Origin of the sequence: Methylosinus sp. Ce-a6 (assembly GCF_009811655.1) — a bacterium.
GTDB lineage: Bacteria > Pseudomonadota > Alphaproteobacteria > Rhizobiales > Beijerinckiaceae > Methylosinus.
The window spans coordinates 143,038-163,832 of sequence record NZ_BGJX01000004.1 but is presented as its reverse complement, the minus strand read 5'-3'; the positions used below and the strand labels follow the sequence as shown (position 1 = coordinate 163,832).

Here is a 20,795-nt window from a genome sequence, read left to right as displayed (position 1 = left end):
GATGAGGCCGAAAAGCGGCCGCTCCGCCGCGCCGAGCGCGGATTTGAATTCATTCCGCCGCAACATCGAGCGCCTCCTGCGTCGGGAGAAAAATATGATCGGGATGCGGATGGCGCAGGAAATCATGGTGAGAGATGTGCCACGCATAGGCGCCGGCGTAAGGGAACAGCAGAAGGTCGCCGAGCCGAACGCGATCGACCATCGCCTCGCTCGCCAGAACGTCTTTGGGCGTGCAGAGTTGGCCGACCACTGTCACCGGCTCCGCCGCCGCCTCCAAGCGCGGGTAGGGACGCGCCCAGCCATCCACCGGCAGCACGCGAAAGGGATGGCTGTGGCCTTGGGCGTAGGGAGTGCGGAAATGATGGGTTCCGCCGCGTCCCACGACGAATGTGCGCCCGAACGTGCGCTTGATGTCCAAAACCTCCATTGCGTAGACGCCGCAGGCCGCCGCGACATAGCGACCCGGCTCGAAGCGTATGCGCCAGTCTTCCATTCGGTTGCGTTCGACGACGCGGCGAAGGCCGCGCGCGAATGTTTCCCAGTCGAACTGACGCGCCGGATCGCGGTAGTTGACTCCCATGCCGCCGCCGAGATTCACATCGTCGATCTCGAGAGCGTAGCGTTCGCGCCAGTCCCGCACGGCGCGCAAGCAGGTCTCGACGAGCTCGAGGCGCTTCGCCGCCTCGAGCTGCCCCGACATCAGATGAAGGTGGAAACCCGCGAGCCGCAGCTCCGGGCGGTCGCGAAGCCAGGCCAGGCAATCCGGCAGGAGCGAAACGTCGATGCCGAAAGGCGTGGCGCGCCCTCCCATTGCGAGCGGCGCGTCGGGCATCGCGGGCAAGGGCAGGTTGATCCGCAGAAGGATCGCCTGCGCGAGGCCGCGCCGACGAGCGAAATAGGCGAGGCGCTCGAGCTCGCTCCGACTCTCGACATGGACTCGCTCCACTCCCATGGCGAGCGCCGCCTCGAGCTCGGCGTCGGTCTTGCCGGGGCCGCCGAACACGAGCGGCGCATGGGGGAAGCGCCCGCGCACAAAGGCGAGCTCGCCGCCGGACGCGACCTCGAATCCTGCGACCACGTGATGCAAAGCTTCCAGAACGGGGGCTTCCGAATTGGCCTTCACGGCGTAGAATAATTCGCAATTCGGCGGCAGGCTCGCGACGAGGCGGCGCGCGTGCCGGCGCAGCGCCTCGAGATCGTAGATATAGCCGCACCACGGGCCATCGGCCGCGGCTTTGGCGCCGAGCGCGGCCGCGCTCAGCCGGTCCCAGCTCACATCCATGACGCCGGCTCCTGAACGAAAGGATTGGCGAGCGGCGCATAGCCGAAGAGCCGGTCGGCCTGCTTGGCGACGCGGCCGAGGAGGTTGGTTTTCGCCGGCAGCGGCGCGCCCGCGAGAAATTCCGCGAGGCGTTCGCGCGATCCCGCGGAGCCGTAATGGGCCTGGTAGCGTTTCAATTCGTGATGCAGAATGCGCCACAATCGTTCCCCGAGCGCGTGATCGCCTGCGGCGAGACACTCGACCGCTTCGCCGATCTGGTTGACGAAGAGGCAATAGGCGACGCGGCTCCACCCGCGTTGCTCGTCATATGAAAGAGCCTCGCGGGCGCGCGGAGAAAGATGCGCGATCGCCGCCCGATCGAAGCGACCCTCGATGAGCTTCACGCCCTCGAAGTCGCGCAACACGATCTGCGACGGCCAGCCGTCCCGCACGGCGACCAACGTGTTCTGCAAATGAGGTTCGAACACGACGCCATGCGCGAAGAGGGCGTGGAGAACGGGCGGCGCGAGGCGCTCGACATAGGCGGCGAACCATGCCTCGGCCGCCGCCGCATAGGACATGCGCTCGCGAAGGGCGATGTCGCGGCACAAGTCGCAGGCGCGTTGGACCCCCGCGTCGATGTCGGCGAACAGCGCGGCCGCCAGGAGCGGAGCCGCGCCCTCGGCCGCGATCCCCTGCACGCCGTCCCTCAAGATGAGGCCGAAGGTCTCGTTGACCGCCGTGCGCCCGTCGGCCGCCGCTTCCGGCAGATCCACGGTGAGGAAGGCCGGCTCCTCCAGCACGCGCAAATCGGGAAACGCCTCGGCGAAACGCGGTTGGATCTCGCGCCAGAGGCGAGTCACCTCGACCGCTCCGTCGAGCTCGTAATGCGCGTTCTTGCGCAGGCAATTGGTGATGCGGACATGCAGCGACAGCTTGAAGAAGAATGGGTTGGTCGGATGGAACAGCGTCCGCAGCGACGAGGTCGGGATATATTCCGGCCCCAATGGACCGAGGTCGCGGATCGCGCCTTGCTCGATCGCTCGCCGCACCGCGGGCTGACCGAGCGCGTGGCGGCCCTGCCAGGGATGCGTGGGAACGAGGGCCCATTCCGGCCCCACCTCCACTGGGGCGTGAGCGGCCACGGCGGCGTCGGCGCTCGACGAGAGAAGAGAGCGCTGAAGCAGCCGGTCGCGGCGCACGGCGAACCAGCGCAACGGGAAGCGGACGCGCAGCTCGGGCGAGTAGAGGCGGCGATCCTCCTCGCTGAATCCTTGCCTGCTCTTCGGCGCGGGATGGAAGGAGTGACCGACGAGGAGGGCCTGCTCGGATTCCGCGTATAGCGCGAGCGGATCGCCGGCTTCCGGCGGCCGGCTCCTCTGCGTCAGTATGGCGGCCACCGTCTCGACGCTGTCGCCTATTTGCGTCGAGAGTTCGTCGTTGACCGGGACGCCTTCACGCAAGGACAGCTCGCGCAGCAGCAGAGCGGCGAATTCCCGCCAGTCGAGCGGCGCCCAGGCGCGTCCTTCGGTCCGGACAAAGAGCGCCGAGCGCAATCGCAAGCGGGCGAGGGGGAGCGGACGATCGACGGCGGCGACGAGGCGCGCCTTCGCGTGCGGCAGAACGAGGTGCAGGGCCGGTCCGCCGAGGAGCGCCGCTTTCAGAGCCAAAGGCCAGTCGTTCTGTTCGAAGGGCGAGCCGAAGCTCGCATGTCCCTCGCGAAAGGCGAGCTCGCGGCAATAGCAGTTGAGCAAGGTCTGAAGAGCGTGCAGACCCGCTTCCGCGTGAACGGTCGGAGCTCGCGACCTCGCGCGCGCTGTGTCAACGATCATGACGCAATTTCTCCAAGCGAAAGAAGTCTCGATGGACGGCGCCGGAGCCAGCCCAAAGAACGGCCGCCGCCGACAGGGTGAGGGCGAGCGCCCCGGCGAGCAGGGGAGCGCCGTTTCCGAACGCGTCCGCGGCGAAGCCGGCGACCACGCCGGCTCCGACGCCGCCCCATTTCGAGGCGCTGTCGAGCCAGCCGAAGACGCGGCCGGCGTTTGCGGCGCCGGCGATTTCGGCGACGGCGCCATGCAAGCCGATAAATCCGGCCGTCATCGCGAGGCCCATGACCACTCGCCAAAGGCAAAGCGTGGTCGGGCCGCCCGAGAACGCCTGGCCCGCGAGGCTCGCGGCGAACAGCAGAAAGGCGGCGGCGAGCGTCGACCGCGGGCTCCTGCGCGCGAGACGAAGGCCGAGCGGGGCGGCGCTCACGAGGTAGACGAGATGCGGCAGGCCGAACAGAACGCCCGCGAGAGCCGGCGAGCCGCCGCCGAGCCGAGCCTGCGCGAAGGGCACGAAATAGGGGAAGGTCACCACCGTGCCGAAGGCGAAGGCGAACTGGAGCGCAGCGAGGCGGCGCAGCGCCGGGGCGATGTCGATCGTCCTGTCCTCGGCGGCTTTCGGCGGCGGCGCTTCCGACGAGGGCAGGCATCCCACGACGAGGGCCGCGCCCAAGGGCAGCAGAGCGAGATAGCGATAGAGCTCGATCGGCGAATCGGCCGCCATGAACGCGCCGAGCGCCGCCGGAGCGATCACCATCGCAGCTCGCGCCGAGCCCTGCAGGAGCGTCAGCGTGCGCGCCAGGCCCTGGCCCTGGAGCACGGTGGCGAGATAGGCGTTCGAGGCGGCGAATGTGCCGCCGAACAGGCCCTGGAAGGCGAGCGCCGCGAGAAACATCGGCGCGCTCTCGGCGAAGCCCGCCAGGAGGAAGCTCGCCGATAGCCCGAGCTGCGCGCGCAAGAGCAACGCTTTCTTGCCGAAGCGATCGGCGAGCGCTCCCCACCACGGACCGCTCAACGCCGTCATGAGGGGCGGCAGAACATAGGCGAAACCGGCGAGATAGCTCGCATCGCTGTGCAGCGACCGGCTGAAGATGAGCGGAAAGAACGGCGGCATGCCGAGCGCGGCGAAAGCGGCGGTGAAATGGCCGATGGCCACTGCGGCCGACAGGGCGCGGCCGCTCATGGCCGCCTCGAGAAATTCGGCGCCGTCGCGCCGTAGAACTTGTTCACGTCGGTCGATCCCGTCTGCGCCTTGCTTTCCAATGTGGCGGCGCGGAGCAAGAGCTTCAGCGGCAGGCGGTCGGCCTCGAGCAGAGCCCGACGCGCGAGAGCGACATCGTCGCCTTCGGCGGCGAGCCGGTCGAGAACCTTCGCCACGGCTCGGCTCAACCGCTCATAGAGCGCCTCGCGGTCGGCGCGTCCGACATCGGCCAGAGCTTCCACCAGAACAGCAATGTTGAGCTGGAGCGTGATGGTGATGAACATCTGCGCGAGCGGCGTCTCGTCGGCGACGATGATGCGCGCGTCGCGAATGGCGTCGATGCGATGAGCGAGGTCCGGCCGGCGGGCGCTCAGGGCGCGCCCATGCACCCGCGCGGCGTCGTTGTCCTTGAGCAGCAGGCGCAGCGGCTCCGTGGACGAGAACACGACGAGCGAATTCTGCTGATTCGACTCGAGCGCCACGCCGTAACGAACCCACAATGTCAGATGCAGGCGCAAGGTCAGGTCGAGATAGTCGTCGAACAGGGCGGTAAGATCGCCGCCGTAGAACCGTTCGGCCAGCTCCTCGACGACGAGCCGCCCATCCGCAGCCGGGGCGGCCAACGCCGCCACGGGAGCGACCTCCTCGTCGCGAAGAGAGCTCGGGTAGCGCCGTAAAATGAAGCCGAGGAAGGTCTGGCCGGCGACCGTGGCGCCGACGTCCTCGTCCGTGAGCAGAAGCCGTGACGCGAGTTCCGGCGTATCGGCGACGATCGCGGCCAATATCTTCTGCATCGCGGCGCCGTCGGCGATGGTCGAGGGCTTGATCGTGCGCAGATTGCGCGCGCCGAGGGTGCGCATGGCGAGCGGCAGCTTGATATGCTGCGCGGGGCAGGCGAGAGGCGCCACGGTGCGCACAGAGAGGGTCGGCGTAACTTCGAGCCGAGGCGCCGGCGCCTTCACGACGGAGCTGGCCAAGCCGCTCTCGGCGAGAAACACGTCGAGGCCCTTGTCCCATAGCGCCGGATGAACGGGCAGCAGCACGCGATCCCGACCCTGTTCTTCATCGAGACCGACATCGGCGAAGCTCGGGCGAATGTCGCCCGGAAGCTCGCCGCCGTCGTAGAGGGCGCGCGGGACAGCCAGCCACCGCAGAGCGAAGACCGGTTGGAATTCCGGCGCGTAGGCGCGCAAGTCGGCGGCCGAGAAGCCGAGCTTGGCGCGCGCCGTCGGATAGAACGGGTGGTCGTGAAAAGAGGCGAGCCGATCGTGCCGCAGCAGGCTGCGCGCCCACGCGGGCCAGTCCGCCGCCGCTTCGACGGGCGAGGAGAACGAACGGGCGCGTTCGGCGTCGCAAAGGGCGCCATGCTCCTGGGCGAGGAGGCACTCCTCTGCGAATGCAGCATGGAGGCTTCGGCTTTCCTCATCGAGCCCGTCGCGAAACCGCTCCAGGATTTCGGCAAGGGAATGTAAGGCGACGGCGTCCTGCCCCGCGATCCAGACCGCCGGCAGCGCGCGCACGCGCCAATCCTGCATGAATTGGCAGGGCTCCACCGCGAGCCACAGGCCGAGATCGCCCATTCGAAGCCAAAGCCCTTCCAAAAGATCGGGGGCGAGCGACGACGCGAAGGGCGTCTCGCTTCCCGAAAACACCCGCCCTCGGCTGACGCAGGAGCGAATGTCTTCGCGCAGGAAGGCGTCGAGCACGCGCCGGCAGAGATAGGCCGGCGCTGTCGATGTGACGCGTCCGCCGGTTTGCGCATGGGCGTTCACGAGCGGATCTCCCAGCCGAGCCGCGTCCCGGCGGCCGCCATCGCAGCGGCGAGGCTCGCGGAATCCGGCGCGCTGGCGCTCAGGACGCCGAGGTAGTCCTTGTTGGAGTTCGTGACGGACACCCTGTCGCCGGATCGGCGCAACGCCCGGTAGCTCAATCGAACGCCGTTTTTGGTTTCAGCGAACTCGTCGGGCGCGGCGATCAGCTCGCCGGCTCTATCGGCGACGACGTAGCGCATCGCGGCCGCCCGGCTCGGGAGATCGAGCTTTGGCAGCGGCTCGCCGAGATGCAGCCGCAGAATGGTCTCGAACAGCGGGAAGCCCAAGGCTTCCTCGAGCAGGAACTCCCGCTGATCGCCCACAGTGCGGTAATTGATCTCTATGAGCCGTGGTCCTGCCTCCGTGAGCACGAATTCCGTGTGGCAGGAGCCGAAGCCTACGCCGAACGCCTCGATCTGGCGGAGCACGGACGCGTTCTGCTCGGCTGTGAGCCAGTCGCCCCACTCGGCTTCGAGCTCGACAAAGTGTGGCGGCTCGGCCAGCGTCACGCGAAAACCGCCGATGGCCCGGATATTGGTCCCGTCCCCGAGCGTCTCCAGCGTGTGGAGGCCGCCGCTGACATATTCCTCGATCAGCAAGGCGCGTCCCGGCTGCTCGAGCCACACGGCGCGGCAGTAGTCCTCGAGCTCTCGCGCGTTCTCGACCAATCGCACGAGCTGACTGCCGACGCCTTCACGTGGCTTGACGACGCAGGGAAACGGCGTATTCGTCGCCCCGCTCACATCCGACTCGCTTGAGAGAACCGCGTGCCACAGAGCGTGCGCGCCCTGCGCAGCCGCGAAGCGGCGCATTTCCGCCTTGTTCTTGGCGCGATAGGCGACGCGCCAATCTTTCCCGGGCAGCCCGAAATATTGTGCGGCGATGGCGGCGCTCGTCTGCAAATGGTCGCTGTTCGAGAAGACGGCGTCGGCGCGGAGATCGCTGATCCTCTCGATGACGGCGACCGGGTTGAACACGTCGCAAGCGAAGATTTCGTCCGGATACGCCGGCAGGCCGGGCCGGCCGAAATGTTTCCGGTGCGCGTCGGCATGATCGGTGAGCAGCGTCACCGACAGGCCGAGCCGCTTCGCCGCCGGCAGGAAACCCTCGTTCACCGACGCCGTCGGGACGTGCGCGAGCAGGATCAGGTCGGACATCTGCGGCCCTCCGTCAGAACTCGGCTTTCAGGCTGATCAGGAAGGAGCGGCCGGGACCCGGCACGCGGCCGACGGGACTCGTGTCGACCCCGCGGAAGTAATAGTCCTGATCGAAGATGTTGTTGATTGTCGCCGCCATGACGATGCGGCTCGGCAATCCCGGCTCGGCGAACTCCAGCTCCTTGGTGAGCTGCATGTTCCAAAGCCAGTAGCCGGGGATTTTTCCGACCGTGCCGGTCACATCCTCTGCCACCGTGTTGGCGGCGTCGGTGAAAGCGGCGCTCTGGTAATAGCCGGTCACGCCGAGATCGTAGCCGTCGATCGTATAACCGCCGCGCAGGCTGATCTGGTGCGGCGACGCGAAGGGAACTTCCTTGCCGGCGAAAACGCCCGAGCGCTGTCGGGCGTCGACATAGGTATAGCCGGCCTTGAACGAGACGCCCGGCAGCAGCTGCTCCGGCCGCCAGCCCGCCTCCAGCTCGACGCCATTGTGCTCGGTCGCGCCGAGATTGCGGAAGAGCTGGGTGGTGCGATCGAACTCGATCTGGTTCGTGAAATCGATGCGGAAGCCGGTGACGGTGGCTTCCACCTCCGGCAGCGGCGTCAGGCGCACGCCCGCCTCGTAGTTCCACGCCACCTCGGCGCCGACCACGCCGCCGCGCGTCACCTGCGCCACTTGCGGCGGCCGCAGAGAACGGTGGGCGTTGGCGAAGGCGAACAACCAGTCGGTCGCCTCGACGCCCACGTCGACGCCCGGCAGCCACTCCGTTGCGACGTTGCGAAATGATTGTCCTGTGAGAGAGAGGCGGTCGCGGTAGACCGTGCCGACATGCTCGTAGCGCACGCCCGGCGTGATCTTCAGCCGGCCTTCGAAAAAGCCGAGCGTATCGCTGGCGTAGCCGGCGAAGGCGTCGGTGTCGAAGCGCCAGTCGCGCTGGCGCGCGGTTCGGCCGGTCTTCAAGGTGAGCCGGTCGACGACGAAGTCCACGTCCTCGAGCACGTAGCGGCCGCCGAGTATGAGCTTGTGAGACACGGGACCGGTGTCGAGCAGCAGCGTGTAGCGCGGCTCCGTGCCGAAAACATGGAAGTCGCGTGGGCTGGTCGAGACCGTCGTCGGCCGGAGGGCGGGATCGAACGGCTCCGAGAAGGTGAAGGCGCGATCGCTGATGTGGCCGAAGCTCGTCCAAGTGAACTCGCCATCGTCGAAGAAATGCGAGTAGTTCAGCGAGCCGCGCCAGGTGTCGCCGGCAAAGGCGTCGAAGGGACGCTGCGACCGAGTGCGGTCCCGCTGGTAGGCGAGCGGCGTGAGGGCCCCGGGCAGATCGGCTCTGGCGCTATAGTATTGCAGGCTTCCCTTGATCTCGTCGCGGTCGCTGACGAGCCAATGGCTGTTCAAAAGCAGATTGTAGGCCCTTGTCGCCGAATGCGCGCGCCAGGAATTGCCGGCGAGGGCGTTGAACTGCAACTGCCACCCGAACTCGGGGGTGACGAAACCTCCGGTTTGCACATATGAGTCGGTCAGAACATTGCCGGTGTCGCCTCCGATGGTCAGTCGCTCGCGCGCGACGAAGGTCGGCTTTGCGGGAATGGGCTTGGTGATCATATTGATCACGCCCCCCACATTGTTGGGGCCGTAATGGACTGCGGCGCCGCCGCGCACCACATCGATGCGATCGATGGTCTCCATCGTCACCGGGAACAGCGAGAGGCCCGTGCCGGTGTAAGGTCCGAGCGCCAGCGGAATTCCGTCCACCAGCACCTGGGCGCGTTCGCTGCGCGCCGGGTTGAGGCCGCGCACGCCGATATTGGGCAGGAGGCCCGTGCCGGTCTCGTCTTGCACGCGCACGCCCGGAACTTGGCGCAGGGCGTCCTCGATGTTGCGCGCGCCGCTGCGGCGCAATTCCTTCTTTCCGAGCACGGTGCGGGCGCCGGGATAGGTCTTCACCGCCTTTTCGGTTTCGTCGCCGAGCCAACCATTGACCTCGATCGTCGGCAGCGCTTCTTGCGCACGAGAAGGGAGAGCGACAGACGCCGCCGCGAGCAACAACAATGGTGCGACGCCGCGCGGCGCCGTGCAAGACGAGCGATGCATGAAATTCGAGCCCTCCAGCCTTCTTAGAACTCGCTGGCTGGCTCGGCCCGAAACGGCCTGGCTGGCTCGCCTGTTTCTCTGCGCCTACCCAGGCGCGTTTCTAGAATTTGTACTGGCTCAGCTCGAGCTATTCAAGAACATCTGCGCAGGAGCAATTTAAAACATTTCCATGATACTATTTTACAATATCTCCAAGGAAACGTCATATGGATTGACAATCGAGTATTGCTTGCTAACGCCATCTATTTATCTGACGGGCGAAGCAAAACAGGGGGCGAGCGGCTCCGTCAGAGCTCGCTTCCCGCCCCCTCCTTTCCCTGATCGGACGCTCATCCGAGAAGCCTTCGCGAGTTCGCGGGGCTGTCTTGCTCGACGCGGAACGCCGAGCAGCCTTCGCCTTTCGGCGCCTCGCCAGCCGCGCAGCGAAATCCATGCAACATGCGCGTATTCGGATTCTCACTTCGTCAGAATGAGCTTGTTATTCGCCGTGATGCGCAGGCGGTAACGCGCGCCCGCGTGGAGAAGCGTCACTTCTCGGCTCGCTCCCACGAGATCGCGCACATCGACCTCACGAGTCGCCGGATTGGCGAGCCGCTCGGCTTGCGCGCCGAGGACAATTCGATTTTGGAATCTGCTCGTTTGTTGGTCCGCCATTGGCGACGATCCGTTTCCTGCCTCGTCGAAAACATCGACAAAGCAATCAACGCAGTCAACATTGACGGCATCTGATTGGAAGCTTTGCAAGCTGACTATGCTGGAAACATTTCAATGTGATTGTCGCACGATGTTCTTGATCGGCGAAATTTCGGCCATTAAGAACCTATCGGCCGACGACCTAGAGAACGCGTGCGAAGGGCGCGGGACACAGCGAGCCAGCGAGGCCATGAAGTGATCCGCGAGTTCAAGCAATATGTCAATCGAACAGATAAAGAAGTCAAAGGATTCGTCGTGCTGCCGAGAAGCTATCGACAAGCCTTGACTTTATGCCTGTCTCATATGATGCTTGTGATCGAGATGGTTCCCTCTAGGGATCAAAAGGGAACGCGGTGCGCGCTCTTGCGAGCGTAATGCCGCGGCTGCCCCCGCAACTGTAAGCGGTTAGCCGAGACCGATTGAGCCACTGGGGCGCACGCTCCCGGGAAGGCGGTCTTCGTGCCTCAACCCGCGAGCCAGGAGACCTGCCATCATTCGTGGTCACGCGCGAGAGCGTCGGGCGGGGTGCCCCGGCGCGGCCGAAAGCTGTCGCTCGACGCATGTGCGCCGGACGGGCTCAGACCTTCGCAGTGACGGTCCACGTTGCAGCGAGCCCGCTTTATGCCGCCGAGATTCGCCCGAGGAGCCGAGAACGGCTCGATCACTCGTTCCCGCCGCCTTTTTTATCTTTCGCAAAGTGTCTGCGCAATCGCGCTGCTCGCCGTCGCGTCGCCCCTCTCGGCGCGAGCCCAGGAAGCCCTCCCGGAGATCGAAATCGGGGCGGACGCTCCGCGCTCGACGTCCGCCGCCCTCCCGTCATCGCACACGACGGCGCCCGACCAGGCCCGAAATTCGGACGAGGCGGCGAGCGTCAGAACTTTCACAGGCGCCGAGGTCAACGCCACGCTGTTCACCCGTCCCGGCGAGGCGTTGGAGGTCGTCCCGGGGCTGATCGTCTCGCAGCACAGCGGCGAAGGAAAGGCGAACCAATATTTTCTGCGCGGCTTCAATCTCGATCACGGCGCCGATCTGGCTCTCCATCTCGACGGCATGCCTCTCAACATGCGAACGCATGGACACGCCCAGGGCTATGCCGACGCCAATTTCCTGATCCCGGAACTCTTGTCTTCCGTCGTCGCGAGCAAGGGCCCCTATTTCGCGGACGACGGCGACTTCGCCTCCGCAGGCTCCCTGCATCTGCAATATGTCGACAGGCTCGACAAGGGGTCGTGGTCCGTGACGGGCGGTAGCTTCGGCTATGGACGCGCGCTGAGCGCCAGATCTTTCGACGTGAACGGCGCGGACCTGCTGACCGCCGTGGAGACGAGCGTCTACGACGGTCCTTGGACACGCCCCGACGAGGTGCGAAAGATCAATGGCGTCATGCGCTGGAGCCGAGGGTCGCAAGACAATGGCGTCTCCATCACCGGCATGGCCTACGCCAATCGCTGGTATTCCACCGATCAGATTCCTCAGCGCGCGGTTCTCGGCGGCGCCCTTCCGCTATGGGGCGACGTCGATCGGACCGATGGCGGCGACACGACCCGATTCAGCCTCTCGACCCGCTGGAGCGAGACGGACGGCAATCGCGCGTCGCGCGTCGAGGCCTATGTCGTGCGCACGACGCTCGATCTCTACAACAATTTTACATATTTCCTCGGTCATCCCGACATAGGCGATCAATTTCGACAGTTCGACCGTCGCTCGCTCTTGGGCGTCAATGCAGTCCACAAGGTCGCATATGAGATCGCACAGTTTCCAGTCGAGACGCGCGTCGGTTTTCAGGGACGCTATGACGACATACGGCTCGGGTTGCAGGAGACCGCGCAAAGGCGACCCTATGACGCTATTCGCAACGATCATGTCAATGAAGGCAGTTTCGCCTTCTGGACAGACAGCACACTGTTCTGGACGCCCTGGCTGCGATCGACGGCCGGCGTCCGCGTCGATTATGTCCATGCCGACGTGACGTCACTACAGACGCTGTTCGACGCGCCTCGCGTGTCGGACAGCGCCGGTAACATCGTGGGCATTCTGTCGGGTCCCTTCAACAGCGGCTCCAAAGGCGCCGCCGTCGTCAGCCCCAAGGCCGGACTGGTGCTCGGCCCCTTCCATAAGACCGAGTTCTTCCTGAACTTCGGCGAGGGATTCCATTCCACCGACTCGAGAGGAACGGTCCAGAACTTCGACACGACCGCGCTCTCGGACACGGACGGTTTCGCCCAGGTCGCGCGCATTCCGCTGCTCGTGAAATCGCGAGGCGCGGAAATCGGAGCGCGCACCCGGATCATCGATGGCCTCGCCTCGTCCATCAGCCTTTGGTGGCTCGACTTCGACTCGGAAAACCAGTTCGTCGGCGACACCGGAACCACGACCTTCGGTCGTCCGAGCCGTCGGTATGGGCTCGAGATCGCCAACCATTACGCGCCTGTCCCGTGGTTGCATTTCGAAGGCGACGTCGCGCTGACGCATGCGCGTTTCCGCGGCGTCGACCAACTGCAAACGCTCGCCTGGCTCGATCTGGTCGCGCCTGGCGCCCTCGGATACGGAGCCTTTCTCGGCAACGCGCCCGGCAATTATCTGACCAATGCGCCGAACATCATCGCCTCTCTCGGGCTCGAGGTCGGCGAAAGCTCCGGTTGGTTCGCGGCGCTGAAATACCGCTATCTCGGCGTTCGCCCTCTGACCGAGGACGGCTCTTTCAAATCGCCGGCGACGGGCGTCTTGAACCTGCGCATCGGCTATCGGTTCGAAAACGGCTGGCGAATTCAGGCCGACGCCTTCAACGTCACGAACTCGCGCTCGGATCAGATCACTTACGCCTACGGATCTCTGCTGCCGGCCGACGCCCTCTATGGGCTGTGCGCGGGCGGCGTCGCTCCTGGCGCCGTCTGCTCTGTCGGAGTCATGGACCGTCACTTCAAGCCGGTCGAGCCGCCGGCCGTGCGCGTCACCGTCGGAGGGACATTCTGACGCACGCTTCCCTCCCTCCGCGCGATCGGCGAAACTTATGTCCCGGCGTGGGCTTGCTGGGCGAGCGTCGCATCGAAGTAGCGGCTGTGATCCTCGGCGATTTTTGCTCGCCCAGAATGTCGCCGAGCAGCGCGGCGTGACATCCGACTTAGAACTCGAATCCCACTTTCCCGAGCACGGTGCGCGGCGCGCCGGGGAAGTAGACGCCGTTGGCGGAGGTCTGCTGATAGATCGGCGTGATGATGAATTCCTCTATGCGCAGATCGCCGCCGATCGTCGAAATCCAATAGGGCGCGTTCGGCAATTGCCGGCCCTTCACGCGCGTCGACCAATAGGTCGCGGCCGACGCGCCGGGCAGCAGAGGCAGGTCCTCGGCGAATTCGGCGCGCTGATAGCCGATCGAGGCGAAAAGATCGATGCTCTCGAGCGGCGAATAATGAGCGATCGCCTGCGCGCACGAATCCTCCAGAGTTCGCCAAGTCGAATCAAATTTCAGCCGATTCGGCCTCTGAAAGATTTGGTATTGCCGACAGGATCCAAAATCCGGGTCCATTTCAGAATCTTCGGCGACGAGATTCATGTCATCAGGAAGGCTGCCGACGACGCAGCCCGTCAGATCGTGAATCTGAGCGTTCCTCCAATCAAGCGCGGAAAGCGGTAGAAATTCGAGGTCGCCGGCGCCGTCGCCGTGCCGGGATCGATCGCCGTCGCCCCGGTGTTCAGAATCGGCCGCTGATCGGTCAAATTCTTCACCCAGACATTGAGGCTCACCCGTTCGTCATCGGTGCGAACGCCGAAACCGAGATTGGTGATGGCGTAGGCGGGCTGCCAATAGGTGAAGACCGCGTCCGGATTGGTCGCCTGCGTCTTGTTCTGCCAAGCGACGTTCACATAGGCGAAGCCGGTGAGCGGCTGGTTCCACCAATTGCCCTCGCCCTCGAACAGCCGGCCGAGCTTGATCTCATAATTGGCGCCGATGTTGAATTGGAAAGTCGGCACGGCGTTGAAGCGCGTGTCGCTGCGGCTGACCTTCGCCGGCGATCGGAGGCCTGCGAAGGGACCTGTCGTCGCGATCCTCGTCCAGGTCCAGGCGGCGTCGACCGGCGCATCGTCGAAATCGATCCAGCGCGCCTCGATGACCGCGCCCGAGTAATTGAGCCAGAAGCCCTCGAAGGCGTTCCAGCGGCCGTCGAACTCGAAGCCGCGCAGGCGCGCATGCGGGGCGACGCCGAGATAGGTCTGCCGAACCGGCACGCCATTGCCGTCCAGGTTTGAGGCGTCGACGAAGTTCGTCTGGAAATTATAGATGTCGTTCCAATAGAAATTGCCATTGAGAACGAACCTGCCGTCATCCCAGACCGTCTTGATTCCCGCCTCATAGTCCCAGGATGTCTCCGGCTCGGTGACGACCGGCTGGAACTTCTGGAACGCGCCGCCGACGAAGATCGCCTGGGCGGCCGTGTTGACGGCCCCGGCCTTCTCACCACGGCCGACCAGGCCATAGACCGTCACATTCTCTGTGACCTTGTACTGCGGATTGAAGATGCCGGTGAGCGCGTTGAGCGTCGACTTGCGCCCGCCGGTATCGAATATGCGCTGCCCGCCGCCGGCGACGATGGCCGCCTGCTGCTCCGCGAGCGTTCCATTGCCCGGGACCGCGGTGAACCAGCTGAAGTCGGAGCCGGATCGCACCTCCCAGCTATCGCGTAGGCCGACGGTCAGACTCAGCCGATCGTCGACATGATATGTGGCGTTGCCGTAGGCTGCGATCTGCAGGTCGCGCGCCTTGCCGTCTCGGTTGTTGCGCATGTCGCGCAGCAGGTGGACATCGTTGAACCAGCGGGCCGCGTCGGCGCCGAAGATCGTGTTGGAGCGGTTCCAGACATAATCGTAGAAGCCGAACAGCCCGACCTGCCATTCGAGCGGCTGGTCGCGCGGCGAGGTGAGCCGGAACTCCTGTGAGAACTGGTCGACATAGGTGTCCGAGGCGCCCTTGCTGATCTCGGTCAGATTATTGCCCTGCGAATTGCGCGGCAGCAGGCGGAAGTTTCCATAGGCGCTGATCGAGGTGAAGACATTCTCGCCGATATTGTAGTTCAGCTCGTTCGAGACGATGTGGAGACGCTGATCGAGCGTGCCCTGATCGGTGTTGGCGGGCCGGTAGGGATCGAGGGTGAGCGCCGACCGGCCGAGCCGCGCCTGGAGGTTCTGCGCATAGCTGCGGGCGGGACGCGTTCCGTTCCAAAATAGCTGGAAGGTGTCGGCGTAAGGGCCGCTCGCATTGTTGTTATATTCGTGGGACTGAGAAATATTGAAGATCAAGCGGTTGCTGAAATCGTCTCCGACATAGAGCAGCTGGCCGCGCGCGCCCCATCGATTATTGTCGAGATAGGTCGCGCCCGACACCTGATCGTTGATCCATCCGTCGCCACGATCGTAATAGGCGGCGATACGGTAGGCGAGCTTGTCGTCGATGATCGATCCGGTCTTGTTCACCTGCTGGAGCACATGCGAATAACTGCTGAACTGGGTCTCGAAGGTCGTCTTACGTTGGAAGGACGGCAATTGCGTGCGGACGACGAAGCTGCCGACGGTCGTATTCTTGCCGCCCGCCGTTCCCTGCGGCCCGAGGGCGATTTCGGCGGATTCGATGTCGATGAAATTGGCCCATTGGAAGCCCACATGCTTCAGGAACACATTGTCGACCATGAAGCCGGTGTCGAATTCCGCGCCGTCGCCGGTTCCCGCTCCGGCGCTGACGCCGCGAATGGCGGGACGCGCGGTTCTCGGATTTCCCGAGCCGGGATTGTAGTTCGGAATTTTCTGGGCGAAGTCCTCGAGGCGGTACAATTGCTCGCGCTGAGCCGTCTTCGGATCGATGACAACGATGGGGCGTGGAATTTCTTGGACCTGAACCTTTCGCTTCGACAGCTCGCCCGGCTCGCTCCCTTCTCTGCCGCTGACGATCACGTCTTGTACGTGGACGTCCTGGGCGCGAGCCGCGCCTGAGCTTGTCGCAGATGCGACCCCGCTCAGAATCGATAATGATAGGAGCCTCTTTTGCCAACGCGCCGCGCCATCCGACATCTGTTTAACTCCACATAATCCATCTATATAGTAGATTACGTAAGTTATAACCGAGCGCAAGCTCAAATTTCAGGGTTGCCGCATACGTGTGATCGGGGCAGGTCGAGATCACGCTCGCCCGGCTTCATCCCTCGCGCCGCACGATTTTTCTTCTCGAGCGCGTGGATGGAATGAGCTATCCGGAAATCGCCGAGCGCCTCTGCATTTCATTGCGGACGGCCAATCGCAACATGGCCGAGGCTCGGACTATCCGTGTCGACATCTCGATCGCCAGGAAGACATGCGTGATCGCTGGCAATCGGGCTCGGCCTGGGTTTGCACAGCGCCCGGTCCTATACGAAGACGCCGTTGACGAGCCGCGACCAGCTTTCGCCGGCGAAGCCGTTGACGAAGGCGCGTCCCGTAGAAAGAGCCTCGGCGACGGCAGGATCGCGGGTGTAGGCGGCGGTGACCGAATGCGGGATGAAAGCGACCCGACGCATGATCAGCGCCGACATCAGCGCCGGCTGGCTGCGCCCGGCTATTCCCACCGCTCCCCGTCGCGCGGCGTCGCCGATGAGATGATCGAGCACAATTCCTTCCTTGCCCGGAGCCGCCAGCACCTGTAGCACGCGCGCAATGTCGTCCGGCCGGACGTAATATAAAAAGGCTCCCGCCGGCTCTCCGCTGCGCGACGTCACCTCGGCCAGCACAGGCGCGCCGTGAACGGACTCCGACATCGCGTCGCGCAATTGCGCGTCGACGATGATCTTGCTCCACGTCGGCGCGAGCTCATAGTGCGCGGTCGATCGGCGCAGCGCGCGCGCAAAGCCGTCGGCGTCGATCTCCGTCAGTCGATAGCCTCCGGCGAGCGGCGTCTTCGGGTGAAAGCCGGACCACTCCGATGTGATGACGCCGCGGCGCCGCCAATAGAGCGCGTCCAGCCCCCGCATCATCGGATCGAGAAGCCTGACCGCCGGAAAGCGCCGCGCCGCGAGCGCGGTCGCGAATCCGGCGGGACGCAGCGCTCGCAGCCAGGTCAAGCTGTAGGATGGCAGCGAATCGCCGCCGAGCTGCGTCCACATCTTCAGCGATATGTCGTTCACCGTCTCCGAGAATGACACCTCCTGCGGCCCTGCGACGAACCGCTTCAAAAGCCGCGCGCCGGCCAAGGGCGCAGCGGAGCGATCGGCCACCATCAGAGAGCCGCAGAAGGCGGCGGTCAGCTCTCGGGCGCCGAATCGCATCGGAAGCGTATGCACGCCAATGAAGCCATTCACGCGGCCGTCGTCGTCCACATGGACGAGTGGGCGAATCTCGGGATGCGCCCAGGGCCCCTCGAAATAGAAATCGCGTAGATAATCGGCGAGAGACGGAGGCGCGGCGCGCTTTGGATCGCGGAATATGCGCTGAAAGAGCGATGCGACGACCGGGACGTCTGAAGCGTCGATCGGGCGGACCTCGCTCATCGCGTCACCAGACGTCCGCGCAGCGTCGCGGCGGCGACGCGCGGCCGGCCCCCTTCGTCGGGCAGGAAAACAATATCCTCGAAGCTGCGGGCGCGCGCGAACAGAAGCTCGACCTGCCGTTCCTGGCCGGCGCCGAATTCGAACAGAAGCCGACCGCCCGGCGTGAGGAAGGCCGGCGCGTCGGAAATCAGTCGTTGGTGGATGGACAATCCGTACGGGCCGCCATCGAATGCTTCGCGGGGCTCGTCGAGGAGGAGATGTGAGGCTTCGCTGTCGAGCCGCGCGCTGGAGATATAGGGCGGGTTGGCGACGATCATGTCGAAGGGACCATCTCGACGGTCGTTCGCGAGGGCCGAAAACAGATCGCCCTCACGCACGACAACGCGATCGGAAACGCGCAGCCGCGCCATGTTGCGGCGCGCGAGGGCCGTCGCCGCGGCGCTGATGTCGGCCGCGACGACGCGCGAAGCCGGCGCGGCGAGCGCGATGATCGCCGCGAGATTGCCGCAACCGCAGCACAGATCCGCGACTCGCGCCGCCTGGTCGAGCCGCTCCAACGCCGCTCGCGCCAACAGCTCTGTCTCGGGACGCGGAATGAGCACGCCCGGAGCCCATTCGAGCTCCAGACCCATGAAGCGGCGCAGTTTCGTTCGGCTTTCGCTCCGCGGCTCCGCTTCGTCCCCGGATCCATGGCCGAGCGCCGCTTTCTTCATCGAAATCATGCGAAAACATCCATCGGCTCAGCCGATCTCCTCGACAGGCTCGACGAGGAGCGGCGGTGAATGCAGGTGGCGCGTCGCCCGCCTCTTGGCGGAGATGTCGGCGAAGACGCGGCGCGTCTGGTCTTCTGTCAGCTCCGCCGCCGCCGCGGCTTCGGCGACGCAAATGCCGTGGTTCAGTGCGTGGAGGCAAATGTCCAGACGCGCGTAGGGAAGGGAGAAATAGAATTCCTCCTGCGTCTGAGCGAGCGGAAAGGTGTCGGTCGTCGGCGGCCGGAGGCGGATCGCCTCCGGCACGCCGAGATGAGCGGCGAGCGCATAGACCTGGGATTTGTAGAGATGCGCGATGGGCTTCATATCCGCGGCGCCGTCCCCGTTCTTCACGAAGAAGCCCTGGTCGTATTCCAGCCTGTTGGGCGTGCCGAGCACTGCGTAATTCAGCCGGTCGGCATGATAATATTCGATCTGCTTGCGCGTGCGCTGCTTCATATTCGTCGCCGCGACAATGCCGCGATAGGCCTCCGGCGTCAGGCGGAACCGCGTCTGGAGCCCGTCGGGATTCTCGACGACCAGAGTGGAGATGGCGTAGCCGGTCTCGCCGAGCGTGTCGGCGATCGCCAGCTTGAAGCGCCAGCCCGGCCCGTAATCGGGCGCGATGCTGCGGATGGCGGCGTCGCGGCGGGCGTAGCAGCCGAGCGCAACGAGCGCCGGGCCGATGTCCTCGATCTTTGTCTCCACCCCGAAAGTTTCGGCGACGAGACGCCCCAGCTCCAAGCTCTCGGGATCCGACTCCGCCTCGGGCATGAGGAGACCGAAGACGCGCTCGCGTCCGACAGCCGCCACCGCCAGAGCGAGGCAGACGGAGGAATCGACGCCGCCCGACAGGCCGAGCGTCACCCCGCGCTTGCGTAGCATGACCAGCTGCGATTTCATCGCGCTCGCGATGCGCGCCGCTTCGGCGGCCGCATCGATCGCCAGAGCATCGGCCGAATAGGCGCTCATCGCAGCGTCTCCAATTCGATGCTCGCGAGCCGCCGGCTGACCTTGCCGGTGTCGGTTTTGGGAAGCGCGTCGCGGAAGGCGACGAGCTTGGGCACCATGAAGTCTTCCAGCCGGCGCGCGCAATGGGCGATCAGCGCGCGCGCGTCGAGGGCGGGATCGGAGGCCACCACCAGCGCCGCCACCGCCTCGCCGAGTACGGGATCCTTCACGCCGACGACGACTGCTTCCGAGATTCCGGGACAGGCGTGGAGCGCGGCCTCCACTTCCTTCGGCGCCACCTTCTCGCCGCGGGTCTTGATGATGTCGTCCTTGCGTCCGACGAAATAGAGGAAGCCTTCCGCATCCGCGCGGAAGAGATCGCCGGTCATCAGCGTCGTCGCTCCCGACTGCGGATCGCGCCGGAGCCGTTCGGCGGTCGCGACGGGATCGCCCCAATAGCCCTGCATGACGTGAGGTCCGCGGATCGCCAATTCGCCGATCGCGCCGGGCGGCGCCGGCCGCCCATTCTCGTCGAGAACGAGAGCCTGCGCGCCGGGAATGGCGACGCCGACCGATCCGGGTCGGCGGTCCAGCTCCTCGGGCGGCAGATAGGTGCAGCGCTTGCACTCGGTGAGGCCGTACATGGAAAAGAGCCTCGCGGCGGGAAGAAGAGCGCGCAGCTGCGATATGTGCTCGATCGGCAGCGCGGCGGCCGTGGTGGTGACGAGCCTCACGCTCGGAAGAAAGCCGGGCGCGAGCTCGCGCTGGGCGAGGATCATCGCGGCCATGGTCGGCACGAGGGGCCACACCGTGACCGCCTCCTCGCGGATGCGGGCGAAGGTCGCTTGCGGAAATGCGAAGGACTTCTCGAGGACGAGGGTGGCGCCGACGCGGACGGCCATCAAGAGCTGGTAGAGGCCATAGTCGAAGGCGAGCGGCAGGACGGAGAGAATCACGTCGTCGGCGTCGAGGCCGAGATAGGAAATGATCGAGGACGATGCGGCCTCGACGTTGCGATGCGTCATCATGACGCCCTTCGGCCGGCCGGTGGAGCCCGAGGTGTAGACGAGCAGCGCGAGATCGGCGTCGACGCCGCCATGACGAGGCCGGGCGTCGAAATTTTCGTCCTCGATCGCCGCGCTCCAGCGGAGGACGTCGGGAGGGCGGACGCCGGCGCTGTCGACGGCGGCGCGGGCCACGGCTTCCTGCCGCCCATGGGCGACGATGGCGCGCGCTTCGCAATTGCCGGCGATATAGGCGAGCTTGTCGGATTTGGTCGTCGGATTGATCGGCGAGACCACTGCGCCCGCCCGCAGCACGGCGAAGATCGCGGCCGCGGCCTCGACGCTGTTCTCCATGAAGACGAGCACGCGGTCGCCGCGCGTGACGCCGCGACGGGCGAGCGTCGCGGCGAGACGATCGACCAGCCGGTCGAGGTCGCGATAGCTCAGCCTGGTCGCGCCCGCCGCCACGGCGATCTTTTCCGGCCGCGCCCGCGCCGACTCGGCGAGAAAATCCTCGACGCGCGCCATGTCCCGCTCCCGCC

Annotated in this window: 14 protein-coding genes, 1 pseudogene and 1 riboswitch; of the genes and pseudogenes, 2 read left to right on the top strand and 13 right to left on the bottom strand. The window is 65.3% G+C overall.

Annotated elements, in window-relative coordinates:
* Positions 1–49: 49 nt before the first annotated feature.
* The 7 genes from Mspo_RS04485 to hemP form a co-directional block, all read right to left on the bottom strand.
* Positions 50–1,282 carry a type III PLP-dependent enzyme gene (locus Mspo_RS04485; RefSeq protein WP_159727232.1) on the bottom strand — a complete coding sequence of 411 codons (1,233 nt, stop codon included), beginning with the start codon at positions 1,280–1,282 and terminating at the stop codon, positions 50–52.
* Entirely contained in the window at positions 1,273–3,093 is a 1,821-nt protein-coding gene (locus Mspo_RS04480) for an IucA/IucC family siderophore biosynthesis protein (protein ID WP_159727230.1), read from the bottom strand. The genes Mspo_RS04485 and Mspo_RS04480 overlap by 10 nt, the downstream gene beginning before the upstream one ends.
* Positions 3,083–4,270 carry an MFS transporter gene (locus tag Mspo_RS04475; protein WP_159727228.1) on the bottom strand — a complete coding sequence of 396 codons (1,188 nt, stop codon included), beginning with the start codon at positions 4,268–4,270 and terminating at the stop codon, positions 3,083–3,085. The genes Mspo_RS04480 and Mspo_RS04475 overlap by 11 nt, the downstream gene beginning before the upstream one ends.
* Positions 4,267–6,060 carry an IucA/IucC family protein gene (locus Mspo_RS04470; protein ID WP_159727226.1) on the bottom strand — a complete coding sequence of 598 codons (1,794 nt, stop codon included), beginning with the start codon at positions 6,058–6,060 and terminating at the stop codon, positions 4,267–4,269. Before Mspo_RS04470 ends, Mspo_RS04475 begins: the two co-directional genes overlap by 4 nt.
* Entirely contained in the window at positions 6,057–7,256 is a 1,200-nt protein-coding gene (locus Mspo_RS04465; RefSeq protein WP_159727224.1) for an ATP-grasp domain-containing protein, read from the bottom strand. Before Mspo_RS04465 ends, Mspo_RS04470 begins: the two co-directional genes overlap by 4 nt.
* A 13-nt stretch (positions 7,257–7,269) precedes the next feature.
* Positions 7,270–9,348 (bottom strand): TonB-dependent siderophore receptor, encoded by a 2,079-nt coding sequence (locus Mspo_RS04460; protein ID WP_201281623.1) that lies wholly within the window; start codon positions 9,346–9,348, stop codon positions 7,270–7,272.
* A 456-nt stretch (positions 9,349–9,804) separates the two neighbouring features.
* The gene (gene hemP / locus Mspo_RS04455) at positions 9,805–10,002 is read right to left on the bottom strand and encodes a hemin uptake protein HemP (protein ID WP_159727222.1); all 198 of its coding nucleotides are present in this window, start codon (positions 10,000–10,002) and stop codon (positions 9,805–9,807) included.
* 344 nt (positions 10,003–10,346) lie between these two features.
* Positions 10,347–10,549: riboswitch (cobalamin riboswitch) on the top strand.
* A 113-nt stretch (positions 10,550–10,662) separates the two neighbouring features.
* On the opposite strand from hemP, the gene Mspo_RS04450 reads away from it, so the two are divergent.
* Entirely contained in the window at positions 10,663–13,014 is a 2,352-nt protein-coding gene (locus Mspo_RS04450) for a TonB-dependent receptor (protein WP_159727220.1), read from the top strand.
* A 148-nt stretch (positions 13,015–13,162) separates the two neighbouring features.
* Here Mspo_RS04450 and Mspo_RS04445 read toward each other — a convergent pair whose 3' ends face one another.
* Together Mspo_RS04445 and Mspo_RS04440 are read right to left on the bottom strand one after the other, a co-directional pair.
* Positions 13,163–13,567, bottom strand: coding sequence for a hypothetical protein (locus Mspo_RS04445; RefSeq protein ID WP_244613131.1), 405 nt, complete (start codon positions 13,565–13,567; stop codon positions 13,163–13,165).
* A gap of 59 nt (positions 13,568–13,626) precedes the next feature.
* Positions 13,627–16,101 carry a TonB-dependent receptor gene (locus Mspo_RS04440; RefSeq protein ID WP_159727218.1) on the bottom strand — a complete coding sequence of 825 codons (2,475 nt, stop codon included), beginning with the start codon at positions 16,099–16,101 and terminating at the stop codon, positions 13,627–13,629.
* Positions 16,102–16,208: 107 nt separating this feature from the next.
* Between Mspo_RS04440 and Mspo_RS20255 the strand changes: the two are divergent.
* Positions 16,209–16,334, top strand: a pseudogene (locus tag Mspo_RS20255) (sigma factor-like helix-turn-helix DNA-binding protein); the annotation flags it as partial.
* 99 nt (positions 16,335–16,433) lie between these two features.
* On the opposite strand, the gene Mspo_RS04430 reads toward Mspo_RS20255, so the two are convergent.
* From Mspo_RS04430 to Mspo_RS04415, 4 genes are all read right to left on the bottom strand, one after another.
* Positions 16,434–17,549 (bottom strand): hypothetical protein, encoded by a 1,116-nt coding sequence (locus Mspo_RS04430; protein WP_159727216.1) that lies wholly within the window; start codon positions 17,547–17,549, stop codon positions 16,434–16,436.
* Positions 17,546–18,181: a HemK family protein methyltransferase gene (locus Mspo_RS04425; protein ID WP_244613128.1), complete on the bottom strand. Its 636-nt coding sequence runs from the start codon at positions 18,179–18,181 to the stop codon at positions 17,546–17,548. Before Mspo_RS04425 ends, Mspo_RS04430 begins: the two co-directional genes overlap by 4 nt.
* A gap of 108 nt (positions 18,182–18,289) precedes the next feature.
* Entirely contained in the window at positions 18,290–19,285 is a 996-nt protein-coding gene (gene nadE, locus Mspo_RS04420) for an NAD(+) synthase (RefSeq protein WP_201281626.1), read from the bottom strand.
* A complete protein-coding gene (locus Mspo_RS04415) occupies positions 19,267–20,781 on the bottom strand; it encodes a class I adenylate-forming enzyme family protein (protein ID WP_159727212.1) in 1,515 nt (504 codons plus the stop codon). Before Mspo_RS04415 ends, nadE begins: the two co-directional genes overlap by 19 nt.
* Positions 20,782–20,795: the final 14 nt, after the last annotated feature.